This is a genomic window from Chitinophaga sp., from assembly GCF_039596135.1.
GTDB lineage: Bacteria > Bacteroidota > Bacteroidia > Chitinophagales > Chitinophagaceae > Chitinophaga.
This window is the reverse complement of the sequence record NZ_JBCNKH010000010.1, coordinates 117881-133769: the sequence shown is the minus strand read 5'-3', so window position 1 is coordinate 133769 and position 15889 is coordinate 117881. Positions and strand designations below refer to the sequence as shown.

18 protein-coding genes and 1 riboswitch are annotated in these 15889 nt (G+C 46.3%); all 18 genes read left to right on the top strand.

Going from position 1 to position 15889, the window contains the following annotated elements:
• The first annotated feature begins 11 nt into the window (after positions 1 to 11).
• A riboswitch (cobalamin riboswitch) is annotated at positions 12 to 213 on the top strand.
• Between the two features lie 129 nt (positions 214 to 342).
• Positions 343 to 702, top strand: coding sequence for a (2Fe-2S) ferredoxin domain-containing protein (locus tag ABDW16_RS09745; RefSeq protein ID WP_343669362.1), 360 nt, complete (start codon positions 343 to 345; stop codon positions 700 to 702).
• Positions 703 to 751: 49 nt separating this feature from the next.
• The gene (locus ABDW16_RS09740) at positions 752 to 1552 is read left to right on the top strand and encodes an NAD+ synthetase (protein WP_343669361.1); all 801 of its coding nucleotides are present in this window, start codon (positions 752 to 754) and stop codon (positions 1550 to 1552) included.
• Positions 1539 to 2378 (top strand): SDR family oxidoreductase, encoded by an 840-nt coding sequence (locus tag ABDW16_RS09735; RefSeq protein WP_343669360.1) that lies wholly within the window; start codon positions 1539 to 1541, stop codon positions 2376 to 2378. Before ABDW16_RS09740 ends, ABDW16_RS09735 begins: the two co-directional genes overlap by 14 nt.
• Positions 2375 to 3295 carry a sirohydrochlorin chelatase gene (locus ABDW16_RS09730; RefSeq protein ID WP_343669359.1) on the top strand — a complete coding sequence of 307 codons (921 nt, stop codon included), beginning with the start codon at positions 2375 to 2377 and terminating at the stop codon, positions 3293 to 3295. The genes ABDW16_RS09735 and ABDW16_RS09730 overlap by 4 nt, the downstream gene beginning before the upstream one ends.
• Positions 3296 to 3298: 3 nt before the next feature.
• Entirely contained in the window at positions 3299 to 4006 is a 708-nt protein-coding gene (gene cobI, locus ABDW16_RS09725) for a precorrin-2 C(20)-methyltransferase (protein ID WP_343669357.1), read from the top strand.
• A complete protein-coding gene (gene cobJ, locus ABDW16_RS09720; RefSeq protein ID WP_343669355.1) occupies positions 4003 to 5352 on the top strand; it encodes a precorrin-3B C(17)-methyltransferase in 1350 nt (449 codons plus the stop codon). Before cobI ends, cobJ begins: the two co-directional genes overlap by 4 nt.
• Positions 5345 to 6532, top strand: coding sequence for a precorrin-6y C5,15-methyltransferase (decarboxylating) subunit CbiE (cbiE, locus tag ABDW16_RS09715; protein WP_343669353.1), 1188 nt, complete (start codon positions 5345 to 5347; stop codon positions 6530 to 6532). Before cobJ ends, cbiE begins: the two co-directional genes overlap by 8 nt.
• Before the next feature lie 2 nt (positions 6533 to 6534).
• Complete coding sequence (gene cobM, locus ABDW16_RS09710) at positions 6535 to 8355, top strand: precorrin-4 C(11)-methyltransferase (RefSeq protein ID WP_343669351.1); 1821 nt, start codon at positions 6535 to 6537, stop codon at positions 8353 to 8355.
• Between the two features lie 6 nt (positions 8356 to 8361).
• Complete coding sequence (locus ABDW16_RS09705) at positions 8362 to 9099, top strand: precorrin-6A/cobalt-precorrin-6A reductase (RefSeq protein ID WP_343669350.1); 738 nt, start codon at positions 8362 to 8364, stop codon at positions 9097 to 9099.
• Entirely contained in the window at positions 9090 to 10139 is a 1050-nt protein-coding gene (locus ABDW16_RS09700) for a cobalt-precorrin-5B (C(1))-methyltransferase (RefSeq protein WP_343669349.1), read from the top strand. Before ABDW16_RS09705 ends, ABDW16_RS09700 begins: the two co-directional genes overlap by 10 nt.
• A complete protein-coding gene (locus tag ABDW16_RS09695; protein WP_343669348.1) occupies positions 10136 to 10831 on the top strand; it encodes a hypothetical protein in 696 nt (231 codons plus the stop codon). The genes ABDW16_RS09700 and ABDW16_RS09695 overlap by 4 nt, the downstream gene beginning before the upstream one ends.
• Positions 10828 to 11751 (top strand): AAA family ATPase, encoded by a 924-nt coding sequence (locus ABDW16_RS09690; protein WP_343669346.1) that lies wholly within the window; start codon positions 10828 to 10830, stop codon positions 11749 to 11751. Before ABDW16_RS09695 ends, ABDW16_RS09690 begins: the two co-directional genes overlap by 4 nt.
• 89 nt (positions 11752 to 11840) lie before the next feature.
• Entirely contained in the window at positions 11841 to 12434 is a 594-nt protein-coding gene (locus tag ABDW16_RS09685; protein ID WP_343669345.1) for a VWA domain-containing protein, read from the top strand.
• Between the two features lie 3 nt (positions 12435 to 12437).
• The gene (locus tag ABDW16_RS09680; RefSeq protein ID WP_343669344.1) at positions 12438 to 12941 is read left to right on the top strand and encodes a bifunctional adenosylcobinamide kinase/adenosylcobinamide-phosphate guanylyltransferase; all 504 of its coding nucleotides are present in this window, start codon (positions 12438 to 12440) and stop codon (positions 12939 to 12941) included.
• Between the two features lie 63 nt (positions 12942 to 13004).
• The gene (cobT, locus tag ABDW16_RS09675; protein ID WP_343669343.1) at positions 13005 to 14045 is read left to right on the top strand and encodes a nicotinate-nucleotide--dimethylbenzimidazole phosphoribosyltransferase; all 1041 of its coding nucleotides are present in this window, start codon (positions 13005 to 13007) and stop codon (positions 14043 to 14045) included.
• Between the two features lies 1 nt (position 14046).
• Entirely contained in the window at positions 14047 to 14817 is a 771-nt protein-coding gene (locus tag ABDW16_RS09670) for an adenosylcobinamide-GDP ribazoletransferase (protein ID WP_343669341.1), read from the top strand.
• Positions 14799 to 15314, top strand: a complete 516-nt coding sequence (cobC, locus tag ABDW16_RS09665; protein ID WP_343669339.1) for an alpha-ribazole phosphatase family protein — start codon at positions 14799 to 14801, stop codon at positions 15312 to 15314. The genes ABDW16_RS09670 and cobC overlap by 19 nt, the downstream gene beginning before the upstream one ends.
• Positions 15311 to 15889 (top strand): cob(I)yrinic acid a,c-diamide adenosyltransferase, encoded by a 579-nt coding sequence (locus tag ABDW16_RS09660; RefSeq protein WP_343669338.1) that lies wholly within the window; start codon positions 15311 to 15313, stop codon positions 15887 to 15889. The genes cobC and ABDW16_RS09660 overlap by 4 nt, the downstream gene beginning before the upstream one ends.

Here is a 15889-nt window from a genome sequence, read left to right as displayed (position 1 = left end):
ACTAATTTACTACTTTTACCCCGGTTTATGGTTTTTATCCGCCTCCCCGGTGGCTAAAATTAAAAGGGAATCCGGTGCAAATCCAGAACAGTTCCCGCTGCTGTAAGTTCCATCAATCGCTTTTAACATCTGCAAAGCCACTGTTCCCCCGGGAACGGGAAGGCGTTAAAAGTGGAACAAGTCAGAAGACCTGCCAAAAACTATAACTACTTATCCAATGCTTTCGGGAAAAAAGTACAGGGATTGCAAACAACATATGCAGTGTTTGCGCTTACCTTCTTTTCTCCTGTCTGCTTGTTTAATCGTTAACGGGTAATTAACTGTATTAAATGTTTTAAAGGTATGGCTATTAAGGATCTGACCAGGGTTCAGAAGATGGTTTTTATTTGCAATGGTGGAACCTGTACCAAAGGCGGTGCAGACGAAAACACGTTAGCCCTGAGGGCACAACTCACCCAATATGGCATGGACGATGAAATTCATACCATCCGCACCAAATGCATGGGACAATGCACCAGTGGCCCGATTGTATTCATTCACCCCGAAGGCGCGTGGTATGGTGGCGTAAACCCTGAGATTGCGCGCGATATTGTAACGCTACACCTCTTACAAAATAGGGTACTGACACCACAATTATGCTTTCCCGAAGCAGATACACTCGCATTACAACCTGTAATATTCAGCACAGCAAAAGCTGAATAAACACCGTTCAACCCGCTCAATTGGAAGTCTGAGCACTCATCTCTTAATTATGGGAACCGATATTTCAGGGTTTATCGTATTGGCCGTCCTTGGCCTCCGTCATGGACTGGATCCGGACCACATCACTGTGATCGATGGTTATACTTACCGGCTACACATGCACAAAAGCACGTGGAGCAAATGGGTAGGTACCCTCTTTACATTTGGACACGGCATTATGGTCACTGCCATCGCTTTGTTCCTTTGTATACTGAAGAACAATTTTAATATCCCCCCATTGCTGGATATCGTGGTAGAATGGACTGCTTCGCTCATGCTGTTCTTCATGGGCATTTCGAACCTGGTGTACCTGAAAAGAGGCCAGGTACAGCTGACTGGTATCCGGAAAAGACTACTCCCAAAAGCATTCAGCAACAGCCTGAATCCCTTTACGGTAGTGCTCACGGGCATTATCTTCGGATTTATCTTTGACACCTCTTCGCAAATTGCGGCTTTTGGATATGCTGTGGCGGTATCCAACCAATGGATCTATGCCATTATGGGTGGCGTAGTATTTTCCCTGGGCCTGATCCTCACAGGCACCTGCGATTCCATGCTACTTAGCAAACTACTCAAGACCTTTGACCAGCAAAAAATCAGGAACCACCGGTTCAAATTGAATGTACTGATTACAATCATGTGTTTTGTAATTCCGGTCTATAAAATACTCAGTACATGGAATACTTCCCTGGAATTGAATGACACACAGAACAATATTGTGGGAATAATTTTCATAAGTATCATCATTTCATTGTACGCTGATTTATATTTGAGGCACAAATTCAGCAAACCAGACAATGGAACAGAATGAGCATACAAAGAACAAATCCATCAGCATTTTAGGCTGTGGCTGGCTCGGCTTACCATTAGCCGGGCTTTTTGTTCAGCAGGGATACCGGGTCAAAGGGTCTGTGACCAGCGAAGAAAAGCTGGAAACACTGTCTGACAAAGGGGTGCTCCCCTACCAGTTGAAGATCACCGACCAGGCCATTGACTGTAATGACCTGGGGGGATTCCTGGATAGTGATATCCTGGTCATCAATTTCCCTCCCGGCCGCAGACCAGACATCGATACCTACCACCCCGCCCAGATTGCCCTGCTGATTCAGGCAATTGAAGTGAGCCCCGTCAGGCATGTGCTGTTTATCAGCTCTACGTCCGTATATCCGGACCTGAACAGGGAGATAACGGAAAAGGACATTGTGGCCCCCACCAAGGGCAGTGGCAAGGCCCTGTTGCTCGCAGAGAACCTGCTCCTGTCACAAACGAAGTTTACCACTACCATACTTAGATTAGGAGGTTTGATCGGCTACGACCGTATGCCGGCGCGCTTCCTGGCAGGCAAGAAAGATGTGGAAAATGGCGATGCCCCTATCAATGTGATCCACCAGGATGATTGTATTGGGCTGATCAGTGCGCTCATTGAACAGGAAGTATGGGAAGGCATCTTCCATGCAGCCGCCGATGAGCATCCGACCCGCAAAGTATATTATACCCTGGCAGCCGAAAAAGCGGGGCTGGAAGTTCCTACCTTTGCGGAAGGCAAGCCATTATCTTTCAAAATTATCAATTCAGACAAGATCAGAAGCCGCCTGCATTATTCATTCAAATACCCTAATCCACTGGCATTATTATGAAAGGAATATTAATATGCGGACATGGCAGCAGGGACCCGGAAGGAGTACGGGGATTTAAAGAACTGGTCACCCTGCTCAAAGAGCGGTATCCTGACTATATGGTAGATTATGGCTTCCTGGAATTCTCACATCCCGTATATGCAGCAGCGGTAGAACGTATGTACCTTGCGGGAGTGCGCGAAATACTGGCGATTCCGGCAATTCTCTTTGCCGGGGCGCATGCCAAAAACGATATTCCTTATGAAATGAATACCCTGCAAAGCCAGTATGAAGGACTCACTATCCGGCTGGGCAGGCATATAGGCATTACGCCATCCATCTTAAAACTGGCACAGCAACTCATACTGCAGGCAGGTGGTACAGGCAACCTGTCCGATACCTGCCTGCTGGTAGTAGGCAGAGGCACTTCTGACCCTGATGCCAATGCGGATGTGGCCAAGATGACCCGGATGCTTTGGGAAGGGATGGGCTTCGGCTTTGCAACTACGGCATATATCGGGGTAACGAAGCCCCTGCTGCAGGAGGCTTTGCCATTAGTTAATCTCTTACCGTATAAAAAAATCATTGCGGTACCGGTATTCCTGTTTACCGGGGTGTTATTGAAAAAGATCTATACACAGCTGGACGAGTTCCGTGCACAGACAGATAAGACGATATTATATACTTCCGGGTTTGAATGCGATGAGCTCCTGTTGGAGACTATTGATGAGCGAATCAGGGAGGTAGAAACCGGCAGACCGGAGATGAACTGCCAGCTTTGCAAATACAGGACGCAGATTATTGGATTTGAGGCAGAAGTGGGGAAAGAGCAGGTAGGGCATCATCTGGCGGTAAAAGGAATATTGTTTGAGGAAGATGAAAAGATAGAGACGGGGAATAAGATGATTACGAGGTTTAAAAAGATATTGGGAATCTGAGTTATGGCAAAAAAGGGTAAAATATATGGCGTATCTCTTGGCCCCGGCGATCCGTTACTGATAACCGTAAAGGGCCTGCAGGTATTGCAGCAGGTAGATAAAATTTACTATCCCGGCTCTTTGCTGGAAGATGGCAGTACGATTAGTTATTCCCTGAAAATATTGCAATATCATCAGCTGGATGAAAACAAATTCAGGGGCATGTTCCTGAAGATGAGTACTGACAGAAGTGAGGTAGCAGGTACATATGCGAATACGTTTTTGCAGATGTGGGAAGATTACCAGATGGGATTGCAGGTGGCATTTGTGAGTGAGGGCGACATTTCTTTTTACAGCACATTTGCTTACCTGATGGAACATATTCAGCAATATAAGCTGGATGTGGAAATGATAGCAGGAGTACCTTCTTTCCTGAATGGTGCAGCAGCGCATCATTTTCCATTGGGCGTGCTGAATGAAAAGATTGCTATTCTGCCACGGCTGCAGGATGCAAAACAACTGAATCATTTCCTGGATGCTTTTGATACGGTGGTACTGATCAAAGTACGGAGTGTAATTAAGACACTGTTACCGGTAATGCACGACAGGGCATTGCGCATGATGTATTGCGAGCGACTCGGTACGCCGGATCAGTTTATTACGACAGATATACAGGCCATTAAGGATAGGGAACTACCTTATTTTTCGCTGATTATTTTAAAGAAATTATGAGATTAAGTGTAGTGGGCATAGGTCCCGGCGGCGCTGATTATATATTACCGGTTGCGCAACAGGTATTGGCTGATGCGGACATCGTGATTGGATATAGTTACTATTTCCAGTTCATCAGTCATTTGCTGAAACCAGGCTGCGCCTGTATAGGCAAAGACCTCACAGAAGAAGAGGCACGTGCTGTGCTGGCGGTAGACAGCTGTGCCCCCGGTAAGCACGTAGTCGTGATCAGCTCCGGCGATGCAGGTATTTACGCCATGGCATCGCTGGTGTACCAGTACGCGGGCAGGCACCCGGAAAAGGAGATTGCATTGCAGACCATTCCCGGCATCAGTGCATTTATAGCAGCTGCAGGAAAACTGGGTGCGCCACTGGGTCATGACTTTTGCTGTATCTCATTGTCTGATCTCATGACGCCCTGGACGACTATTGAGCAACGTATCAAAGCGGCAGCTTTTGGCGACTTCGTAACTTCCTTATATAACCCAAGAAGCAAAAAACGCTTCTGGCAACTGGAACGCTTCAAAGAGATTTTCCTGGAACATCGTTCACCAGATACACCTGTGGCAATTATACGACAGGTGACACGTCCGGAAGAAAGTATCACGATCACCACGTTGAAAGACCTGCCGGTAGAAACAGTAGATATGTTTTCGCTGGTGATGGTGGGAAATTCACAGACCTACCAGTTCCAGCAATTCTTAGTCACGCCACGTGGGTACCTGGATAGAAAGCCGCAGAGCGGACAGGAAATCCAGGATGAGAGTTTCAGGCAAATAGCCGCGCAAATGCAACGTACAGATTTATCCCCTGCAGATAAGTGGGCTGTAATACGATGTATACATACTACCGCCGATTTTGAATACGAAGATTTGTATCATTCTAATGATAATGCGATTGACCGTTGGCAGGCATATCTGCAAAAGGGCGGTACGATCGTGACGGATGTAACGATGGTACAATCAGGGATTACCCGTTCTTTTTTGGAGAGGTACCAGTCGCAGGTACATTGCTATCTGAATGCGGAGGGTGTGTTGGAACTGGCGGCAAAAGAAGGATTGACAAGGAGCCAGGCAGGAATGCGGTTGGCAATAGAGAAGCACCCCGAGGCATTGTTTGTGGTAGGGAATGCACCAACAGCTTTGTTTGAGTTGTGTGACCAGCTGGGAAATAGGGGTTTTAAACCTGCAGGTATCATTGGTGCCCCCGTAGGTTTTGTGAATGTGGTAGAGTCAAAACTGAAATTGCAGGCAATGAAGCATATTCCTTATGTGATTATCAAAGGTCGCAAGGGAGGTAGCAATGTGGCAGCGAGTATAGTAAATGCAGCGTTTTCTTATGAATAAATATGTGGTCATAGGGATTTCAGATCATGAGCACTTCGTGCTGCCGGCAGAGGTGCGATCCTTATTGCCACAGCATCAGTATTTTTCAGGTGGGAAAAGACATCATCAGCGAATGCAGCAATACCTGCCTGCGGAGTATGAGTGGATTGATATTACGGGAGATATACCGGGATTGATACAACAGTATCAGCAGCTGGATGGTAGTGTGATGATCTTTGCTTCCGGCGATCCTTTGTTTTATGGGTTTGCGAATAGTATCCGAAAATATGATCCAGCGGCGGAGATGAAAGTGTATCCCTATTTTAATAGCCTACAGTTATTGTGCCAGCGTAGCAATATTGGTTATGCGGGATTGTATAATACTTCAGTGCATGGGCGTGGATGGGATGAACTGGATGCAGCATTGATCAGGAGAGAAAAGCTGATCGGGGTATTGACTGATGGGGCAAAGACCCCGGCGGCGATTGCACAGCGGTTACTGGAATATGGGTATGATAACTATACCATGATTGTGGGCGAAGCGTTGGAAGGTGTGGATGAAAAAATCAGAACAATCTCGTTATCAGCTGCTGCAGAGGGTTTATTTCATGCGTTGAATTGTGTGATATTAATAGAGGATACTCCGCGCAGGAAATATATGGGCATACCAGATGCTTTATTTGAAGGCTTGCCGAACAGGCCGAACATGATCACCAAAAGCCCTATACGGTTATTGAGTATAGCACAGCTGGATCTATATGAGCGCAGAACATTGTGGGATATAGGTTTTTGTACCGGGTCGGTGGCAATAGAAGCAAAGAATAATTTCCCTCATTTGCAGGTAGTGGCTTTTGAAAAGAGAGCAGAATGTGATGCATTACTGGATCTGAATGCCTGCAGATTTGGTGTACCGGGAATTATAAAAGTAATGGGCGATGTGTTTGAGCACGATTTATCGGCGTATCCCCTACCCGATGCGATATTTATAGGCGGGCATGGAAATAGGTTAGGTGAATTATTCCAGCGCTTGAATATTTATTTAAGAAAAGGCACCCGTGTTGTAATGAATGCGGTCAGGCCGGAAAGCAGGGAGCAATTTGTGCAGACAGCAATGGCATTAGATTATCAGCTGCATACACCTGTAAACATTACAATTGACGATCATAATCAGATTACTGTCCTGACGGCAGAAAAAATATAGACATGAATAAAACAGCGATCATAGCCAGTACAGACAAGGGCGTGGAATTAGGTTTGCGCATCCGGCAGGAGTTTCCGCATGCTGTAGTGGTGAGCACGCGCACACATGAACAGGTAACAACCATTCCTGCCATTGCGGGCTTCTTACAGGACAACTACGACAAGTTTGATTGCCTGGTGTTTATAGGCGCATTGGGGATTTGTGTCAGGAGCATTGCGCCCCATTTACAGGATAAACATACAGACCCGGCAGTGATCAATATGGATGATCATGGTTATTATGTGCAGGCAGTAGTATCTGGTCATGAAGGTGGTGCGAATGCATTGGCTACGAAACTGGCACGCGCTACCGCAGGTCAGGCAGTGATTACGACCAGTAGTGACCTGCAGCAGTTGTGGGCATTAGATACATTAGCCGGGCAGTTTAACTGGAAAGGAACTACAACTAATGCGCTGACGGCCTTATTTGTCAATAATAAGCCTACAGCTGTACTATTAGATATTAAAGATAAGGGCACCCAATATCTGGAAAGGACGAAGCCAGCCTTTGCAGATATTTATTATGCTTATGAGGAGATTGATTTTTCGAAATATGAATTATTAATCGCGGTTACGTACAGGATCTATGCCCCCCCGGTTCCGGCATTGCATTTCCATGCACCGGTATTGAATATTGGTATGGGATGTTCAAGAGATATTGAAACTGAGCTGCTGGAGGCTTCTGTACGTGAGCAATTTCAGGCTCAGGGACTGGCTCTGTCTTCTTTAAAAGCGATCGGTTCTATTGATATTAAAGGAGATGAAAACGCCTTTATTGCATTAGCCGCAACGTTGGGCGTGCCCTTTGTTACCTTCACTTCCGGCGAGTTAAATACGCAAACAGTTCCGAATGCATCAGCAATAGTATTATCTAAGTTAGGTGTACATAGTGTATCTGAAGCAGCTGCCATGCTGCTGTCTGGTAATACCAGTGTATTCCTGGAAAAACAAAAGATCACTGTAGCTTCCGGCAAAAAACATACACTGGCCATCGCGATTGATAAAAGTGCCGTGCGCAAGGCAGAAGTTGTGATTGTAGGTGCAGGCCCGGGAGATGCGGAGTTGATCAGTATTAAAGGGAAGCAGTTATTAGAGGCTGCAGACCTTATATTATATGCCGGTAGCTTGGTGCCGGAAGAACTCACACATTATGCAAAACCCGGTGCCGTGGTACGGAATTCCGCCAGTATGACGCTGGAAGATCAGATCAGCCTGATGGAAGAGCATTATGCAAAAGGACATTTGATTGTGCGTTTACAATCAGGTGATCCTTCTATATATGGTGCGATACAGGAGCAGATGACCATCTTTGATGAGAAAGGCATGGACTATTCTATCGTACCGGGTATTTCTTCGTTTCAGGCAGCAGCCGCTTATCTGAAATCGGAGTTTACGATTCCGGAGGTAGTACAGAGCATTATCCTTACACGTGGTGCAGGCAAAACGCCATTGCCGGAGCATGAGAAACTGAATGAGATGGCTAAGCACAAGGCGACGATGTGTATCTTTTTGAGTGCGACTATTGCTAAATCAGTACAGGCACAATTGCTGGAACATTATGCACCGGAAACGCCGGTAGCGGTGTTGTACAGGGTGACATGGAAAGATGAAGCGGTGTTTACCGGGCAGCTAAAAGACCTGGCGCAGATAATCAGGGAGAATAAGCTGACGCTTACGACATTGGTGATTGTTGGCGATGCGATTGGTGCAAGGAAAAACAGGTCACATTTGTATAGTCCTGAGTGGAAACATACGTTTAGAACGGGAAAAGCGATTAAAATCTGACAAATCATGATACTCGTATTCGGCGGAACAACAGAAGGACGAAAAACAATAACCCTGCTGGAACAGGCAGGCATCCCCTATTGCTATTCCACCAAATCGAAACTCGAAATCCCCCCACAAACCTACGGCACATACAGGCATGGCCCACTCACCACAACCGCCTTACAGGAATTTTGTGCATCAAATGATATTCGCGTAATCATACACGCCAGTCATCCTTTTGCAACCATTCTACATCAAACCATTGCAGCCGCAAACCTGCCTGTATTACGTTTTGAAAGAGAATACCCTGCCCGTACAATACACCCGCTCGTACACTATTTTGATAGCTATGCTGAAGCATTGGACTATTTGTCAATACATCCTGTAAAAAAGTTATTAGCCTTAACAGGTGTGCAAACAATCAGTCAATTAAGTAAATACTGGCATACCCACGAAACATTTTTCAGAATCCTGCCAAGGGAAAGCTCCCTGGAACTGGCATTATCAACCGGGTTTCCACAGGAACGATTAATAAGTGAAATGCCCGGCAATGAAGCCGCTCTAATTGCTTCGCACCACATTACAGGTATACTTACAAAAGAAAGTGGTGAATCAGGCTTATTATCTGTAAAAATCAATGCAGCACTGGCTGCCGGTATTCCCATTTTTATCATCACCAGACCCGTCCTGCCTGCTGCATTTATTTCCGTGCACGAGCATAACTTATTAGATCACTTAAAAGGTTACGGAGTATGTCTCTAAGATCAGGATATACCACGGGCGCCTGTGCTACAGCCTGTACAAAAGCAGCGCTGACTGCACTATTAACACAAACTCCCATAGAGGAAACAGAGATCACACTACCTCTAGGTCAAAAGGTTTTATTCAAAGTGACCTGTTCCTTTAATACTTTGAATGCCACCTGCACCACCATCAAAGACGGTGGCGATGACCCGGATGCCACCCATGGCGCAACAATAGGTAGTACCGTCTCACTAAATAAGAGCGATGATATCGTTTTTCTGAGAGGCGAAGGCGTAGGCATAGTCACCCTACCAGGCCTTGCCATCAGTGTAGGCGAACCCGCCATCAACCCGGTGCCCCGCAAAATGATGCGGGATGCTGTAAACTTTATCCGCCATCAGCACCAGCTCTCACAAGGTGTAGATGTACAGGTATTCGTGGTAAATGGAGAAGAGATTGCAAAAAAAACGTTAAATGCACGTATCGGTATCATAGGCGGTATTTCTATCTTAGGCACCACCGGTATTGTAAAACCATTCAGTGCCTCCGCTTATATCGCCAGCATTACACAAGGCATCGACGTATCCCTGGCCAATGGCTGTGACACTATAGTGATCAACTCAGGCGGGCGCTCCGAAAATTTGCTAAGAAAGCGATTTGCCCATCTGCCTGAATATGCCTTTGTACAATACGGTAACTGGATTGGTGAAACATTGAATAAAATCAAAACCACTCCCCTGCAAAATGTGAAAATGGGTATCATGCTGGGCAAAGCCTGCAAATTGGCACAGGGAGAGCTCGACACACATAGTGGCAAATCCAGCTGGGATAAACAATTCATTTACGAACTTGCTATGAGTTGCGGCTATCCTGCAGCACAATGCCAGCCAATCCTGGACCTGAACCTGGCCCGCAGACTCACGGAACTGTTTCCGTTTACACCCGGGGAACCTTTCTACAAGACATTGGCAGAACGATGTTATGATGTGTGCAAGCCCATCATTCCTGCCGTGAAACTGGAAATATTATTGATTGATGCGAATGATAATATAATATGATTGGATTTTTATTGACGGATTCTATTCTATTAGGCGTACAACATTCTTTTGAACCGGACCATATGGCTGCCGTATCAGTATTGGCATCTGAAAAGGCAAACAATAAACTGAACCTCCGCAAACTCATCTGGCGATCGTCCCAATGGGCATTAGGGCATTCAGTTTCTTTGATCCTGTTCAGCTTTTTTGCTTTGCTACTGAAATCAGCATTACCGGTAAATATATCCGGATATGCTGAAATGGCGGTTGGCCCTGTGATGATATGGCTGGGTATTTCCGCCATCCGCAGAAACCATCAGCTGAAGCAACTAATGGCTACACACAAGGAATTTGCAGCACACGACCACCTGAACAATGCATTGCATATTCATGGCAAGCAGGGGCAGGAAATTGCCATGAACCCCTTAAGCCGTTCCTTTTGGGTAGGCATGCTGCATGGACTGGCGGGTACGGGCGGCGCCTGTGCCATCGCCCTCATCCTGGCATCAAAAGATGCCGGTACTGCCATGTGGATCATTATATTGCAAAGCCTGGGAATCGTGATTGCCATGACCACCTATAGTTGCGTACTGGCATTTTCCGTATCCCGTTTTATTGAAAGAAACCAGGTGGCGTTCAAATCTATGAATGCAATCGTTGGCCTCTTCTCTATTGGGGTAGGCTGTGTATGGATATTTAATTGTTTTGTATGATCACGTATCCTTTTACCGCTATCTGCGGACAGGAAGATTTTAAACTGGCACTGACGCTCTGTATGATTGATCCCGGGCTGGGCGGCGTGCTGGCACTGGGTGACAAAGGCACTGGTAAAACAACCACTGTAAGAGGGCTGAGCCATCTGCTGCAGGATATTCCCTTTGTAAACCTGCCAATAGGCGCTACGGAAGACCGGGTACTGGGCACCGTGAAACTGGACGTACTCCTGAATGAAAAACGCCTGGAAATTCAACCGGGATTACTGGCAGCAGCACATCGTGGTATTCTCTATATTGATGAAGTGAACCTGCTGAGTGATTACCTCATGGATGTACTGCTGGATGCAGCTGCAACCGGTGGCTATTACCTGGAAAGAGATACCATCTCCCAATGGATGGAAAGCCGTTTTTGCCTGGTAGGAACAATGAACCCTGAAGAAGGAAACCTGCGTCCGCAGTTGTTAGATAGATTTGGCCTGAGTGTACATATCAGTACGCCGACAGATAAAGCTTTGCGGATGGAGATTGTACAGCGCAGGGTAGCCTTTGATACTGATGCAGCAAAGTTTGCCGCCCGTTTTAAAAATGAGGAAGCATTGCTGGCAGCTAAAATTGTAGCCGCCCAAACTGTATTACCTTCGGTAAAAATACCGGCCGCCATCTATGATGCAGTAACGGAACTTTGCATCCGGCACCAGGTCGAAGGCATGCGTGCAGATATATTACTGATGAAAGCAGCCCGGGCACATGCCGCTTACCACGGACAAGCGACTGTAACAGCTGCTGATGTGGAAACCGTACAAAACTTCGTTCTCTCCCACCGTTCAAAGCAGGCACCTGCTCCGCAAAGCTCTTCCCGCGAAAGCAAGCCTTCGGGCGATAAGGAGGGTGAGCCGAAAAAGGTCAGCACGATCTAAATAATTACCTGTTACAGGCAGCACCTTCGGAGAAGAGGTTACCACTGCAAGGTGGTATAAAAGGTCGCAAAAAAGGGCTGCCAGTACCTGTGCAGACCACACCGGTCACCGGCAATGACTATAAAACACGGGATCTGCTCGGCACTGTGACCAATTATCTGCTCACAGGTCAACCAGTTATAAAATACCAGCGAAAAGCATCAAAAGCTGCCTTGTCTTTGTTATTTTTAATTGACAGCAGCGGCTCTATGATCAGGGACAGGCAGATCGCTTACATCAAAGGCGTCATTGCACAAACCATTGCGCAGCACCAACACAAGCGCCTGCGCTACGGTGCTGTAGCCCTGGCTCAGGGTGATGCACAACTGGTATCGCATTATACAACAGATGTCACCCGTTTCATTCAAAGTATTGCCCAATTGTCTTCAGGCGGAAAAACCAACCTGAAAGCAGGGCTTCAGCTCATACAACAAATGCAACCATCCGACAAGACACAACTATATATCTTCACAGATGGAAAGATCAATGCCGGTGGTAGTTTACACGAATTGGCGGCATATTTCAAACAACACCTCAGGGCTTTGTCCACAACGACAGTTGTGAATATTGAATGCGGTTTTGTGAAACTGGGCCGGGCGGCCGAACTGGCAAAGGTAATTGGAGCCACTTATTTAAACTTATAACAGATGATCCACTACATTTCAGGCGGACAAAGGTCCGGCAAAACAAAGTTTGCTATGCAAACAGCCTCGCAACTGTCACCGAACCCTGTTTACCTGGCTACCAGCCGCATCTGGGATGCGGAACACCAGGCCAGGATTGCCCTGCATAAACAGGAACGAGATCATCAATGGGAAAATATAGAAGAAGAGAAAGAAGTGAGCAGGTTATTACTGCCCAACAGAACCGTGGTTTTTGACTGCGTTACGTTGTGGCTCACCAATTTTTTCTCTGATGCACATTACAACGTAGACATTGCACTCAAAGAGTCCCAGGCAGAATTTGACCTCTTTGCAGCGCAGGATTTTAATCTCATCATCATCTCCAACGAAATCGGTATGGGCGTACATGCAGATACTGAGATCGGCAGGAAGTTCGTAGACCTGCAGGGATGGATGAACCAATACATTGCACAAAAAGCTGATAAGGCAACCCTGATGATATCAGGACTGCCCATTACAATTAAATAAACATGACCGGATTTAGCATCAACAACTGAATGCTACCTGCCTGAATGATCAATTAAATTAACAATGACCGGATTTAACATCACATCACTGAACAACAGCCTGGATGCTGCCCTAACCGAAAAGATCAACTTAAAAACAAAGCCATTAGGCTCCCTGGGCAAACTGGAAAAACTGGCTTTACAAATTGGAAAGATTCAAAACACCCTCTCGCCGGTATTATCGAAACCTACAATCGTTGTATTTGCAGGTGATCATGGTATTGCTAAAGAAGGCGTGAGTCCTTATCCCCAGGAAGTAACCTGGCAAATGGTATACAACTTCCTGCAAGGTGGCGCGGGTATCAATGTGTTTGCACGCCAACACCAGATAGCCATCAAGGTCGTAGATGCAGGGGTGAATTATACCTTTGCACCGCATCCGGATTTAATTGATCTGAAAGTAGCACCGGGTACACAAAGCTACCTGCACGAACCTGCCATGAGTATGGCACAGTGCTCAACTGCTATGAGCCGTGCCGCTGACCTGGTGGCGCAATTACATGCAGACGGTTGCAATGTAATTGGATTCGGTGAGATGGGTATTGGCAATACCTCTGCTGCCGCACTTTTGATGAGTCAGTTATGTAACCTGCCGCTGGAACAATGTATAGGCAGAGGTACAGGGCTGGATGATAAAGGATTGGAAAAAAAGAAAGCAATATTGAGTGAAGCACTGCGTAAACAAGCCCCTGCTGACAAGTCTCCTTTGGAAATATTAAGAACCTTCGGTGGCTTTGAAGTGGCCATGATCTGCGGTGCAATGTTGAAAGCAGCAGCGCTGAAAATGGTGATACTGGTAGATGGCTTTATCACAACAGCTGCTTTGCTGGTGGCAGCAGCATTACATCCGGCTATCCTGGATTATTGCGTATTTGCACACCAATCTAACGAGCAGGGACATCAGCAATTATTAACCTATTTAAAAGCAGATCCGTTACTGCAACTGGGTATGCGTTTGGGAGAAGGCACCGGTGCAGCTGTAGCATATCCTCTGGTACAGTCAGCCGTAGCATTCCTGAATGAAATGGCCAGCTTTGCATCAGCGGGTGTTTCAAATAAAGACTAACATGATCAAAAGGGAGATCCTGTACTTCAGGGCCGCTTTGATGTTTTTTACCCGTCTGCCGGCGGGAAATAACATCAGTGTCGGGTTACAAAGTGCCGCCAGGTATTTGCCACTGATAGGAATACTGGTAGGTGCAACTGGTGCCACGGTATATTATCTGGGCCATTTGCTATTCAAAGATCCGTACGTGGCAGCCGTGCTCTCGATCGTGGCCACACTGCTGATGACAGGTGGCTTTCATGAAGACGGACTGGCAGATGTGGCGGATGGCTTTGGGGGCGGATGGACGAAGGAGAAAATCCTGGAAATTATGAAGGATCCCCGTACAGGAGCTTTTGGGGTGATGGCGCTGGTATGTAGTATCGGATTAAAAATATTTGTGCTGGCGAAGTTGGGAATTTTGCTGCCGGATCAGTTCTTTTTAATTTATGTATGTGGCCATACCATCAGCCGGGTGACACCGCTGTTTTTAATGCGATTTTTGGAGTATGCGAGAGTAGACGGAAGTAGCAAGGTTGGCGCTGTGATCACCCCGGTCAGCATAGGAGCATTGGTATTTGCCGTAATTACCGGGTTTATACCATTGGCCATATTAGGGGTGGAAGCAGCCTGGATCAGTGTAATACCTTGTGCAACGCTCACATTGTATTTAGGATGGTATTTTCAGAAGTGGATAGATGGATATACAGGAGATTGCCTGGGCGCTACGCAACAATTGAATGAGCTTATTTTTTACCTGTGTTTACTCGCGATATGGAATTATACTTTGTAAGGCATGTGCAACCTTCCATCAAAACAGGAATTTGCTATGGACAATTGGATGTGCCACTACAGGCCGGCTATGAAGCGGTGCACCAGGAAATAGCATTAAAGGTGGGTGCTGTAAATGCGGTATATACCAGTCCCTTGCAAAGATGCAAGTTATTAGCTCAAAAGCTCTCAGAAAACTTTATTCCAGATGAGCGACTGAAGGAACTGAATTTTGGTGAGTGGGAAGGAATTTCGTGGGATGCAATTGATCGCAGCGTAATGGATCATTGGGGCGCCAATTATATAACGACAGGCCCACCGGGAGGCGAATCACTACAGCAGTTGGTACAAAGACTAGCAGCATTTTTGAAAGAATTGCCATTATCAGATCGTATAGTTATTGTCACCCATGCCGGCATTATCCGTGCCGCCAGACATCTGCTGGAAGGCAGGCCACTGAACGAAATTATGGCAGAGAAAATTAATTACGGAGGAATTTATACATTCAACTTATTATGAAAATCTATACAAAAAAAGGAGATCGGGGTACCACTGCCTTATTCGGCGGAAGTCGTGTAGATAAAGACGACGTAAGGGTAGAAAGCTATGGTACACTGGATGAAGTAAATTCCACGATCGGCCTGTTGCGGGCCAGGCTTGGACCAGAACATGCATGGCAGCCACGCTTACATAAAATTCAGAAAGACATGATGGACATGATGTCGCATCTGGCACGTCCTTCTGATTGTAAAAAGGAAAATCCGAATCCAAAGCCGGAAGATGGGGCCGCCTTTTGTGAAGAATGGATTGACGAACTGGAAGCTGCCATGACATCTAAGTCCGATTACTTCTTGCTGCCAGGTGGCAATGAGATCTCTGCTTTGTGCCATGTGGTGAGAACCCAATTGAGAAGAGGTGAAAGAAGACTGGTGTCACTGATGAAAGTAGATACTATTGAAGATTATATTCCAGCGTACATCAACAGGCTGTCTGATTTATTCTTTATTCTCGCAAGAGCGGAAATGGATAAAGCAGGTGTGGCAGAAGAGAAATGGCAGCTGTTTCTTTACAAGAGAAAGAAACAGCCGGAATGA

Excerpts from the sequence above, each read along its gene's own strand:
- ABDW16_RS09745 (WP_343669362.1), top strand. The coding sequence starts at position 343 with ATGGCTATTAAGGATCTGACCAGGGTTCAGAAGATGGTTTTTATTTGC.
- ABDW16_RS09740 (WP_343669361.1), top strand. The coding sequence starts at position 752 with ATGGGAACCGATATTTCAGGGTTTATCGTATTGGCCGTCCTTGGCCTC.
- ABDW16_RS09735 (WP_343669360.1), top strand. The coding sequence starts at position 1,539 with ATGGAACAGAATGAGCATACAAAGAACAAATCCATCAGCATTTTAGGC.
- ABDW16_RS09730 (WP_343669359.1), top strand. The coding sequence starts at position 2,375 with ATGAAAGGAATATTAATATGCGGACATGGCAGCAGGGACCCGGAAGGA.
- cobI (WP_343669357.1), top strand. The coding sequence starts at position 3,299 with ATGGCAAAAAAGGGTAAAATATATGGCGTATCTCTTGGCCCCGGCGAT.
- cobJ (WP_343669355.1), top strand. The coding sequence starts at position 4,003 with ATGAGATTAAGTGTAGTGGGCATAGGTCCCGGCGGCGCTGATTATATA.
- cbiE (WP_343669353.1), top strand. The coding sequence starts at position 5,345 with ATGAATAAATATGTGGTCATAGGGATTTCAGATCATGAGCACTTCGTG.
- cobM (WP_343669351.1), top strand. The coding sequence starts at position 6,535 with ATGAATAAAACAGCGATCATAGCCAGTACAGACAAGGGCGTGGAATTA.
- ABDW16_RS09705 (WP_343669350.1), top strand. The coding sequence starts at position 8,362 with ATGATACTCGTATTCGGCGGAACAACAGAAGGACGAAAAACAATAACC.
- ABDW16_RS09700 (WP_343669349.1), top strand. The coding sequence starts at position 9,090 with ATGTCTCTAAGATCAGGATATACCACGGGCGCCTGTGCTACAGCCTGT.
- ABDW16_RS09695 (WP_343669348.1), top strand. The coding sequence starts at position 10,136 with ATGATTGGATTTTTATTGACGGATTCTATTCTATTAGGCGTACAACAT.
- ABDW16_RS09690 (WP_343669346.1), top strand. The coding sequence starts at position 10,828 with ATGATCACGTATCCTTTTACCGCTATCTGCGGACAGGAAGATTTTAAA.
- ABDW16_RS09680 (WP_343669344.1), top strand. The coding sequence starts at position 12,438 with ATGATCCACTACATTTCAGGCGGACAAAGGTCCGGCAAAACAAAGTTT.
- cobT (WP_343669343.1), top strand. The coding sequence starts at position 13,005 with ATGACCGGATTTAACATCACATCACTGAACAACAGCCTGGATGCTGCC.
- ABDW16_RS09670 (WP_343669341.1), top strand. The coding sequence starts at position 14,047 with ATGATCAAAAGGGAGATCCTGTACTTCAGGGCCGCTTTGATGTTTTTT.
- cobC (WP_343669339.1), top strand. The coding sequence starts at position 14,799 with ATGGAATTATACTTTGTAAGGCATGTGCAACCTTCCATCAAAACAGGA.
- ABDW16_RS09660 (WP_343669338.1), top strand. The coding sequence starts at position 15,311 with ATGAAAATCTATACAAAAAAAGGAGATCGGGGTACCACTGCCTTATTC.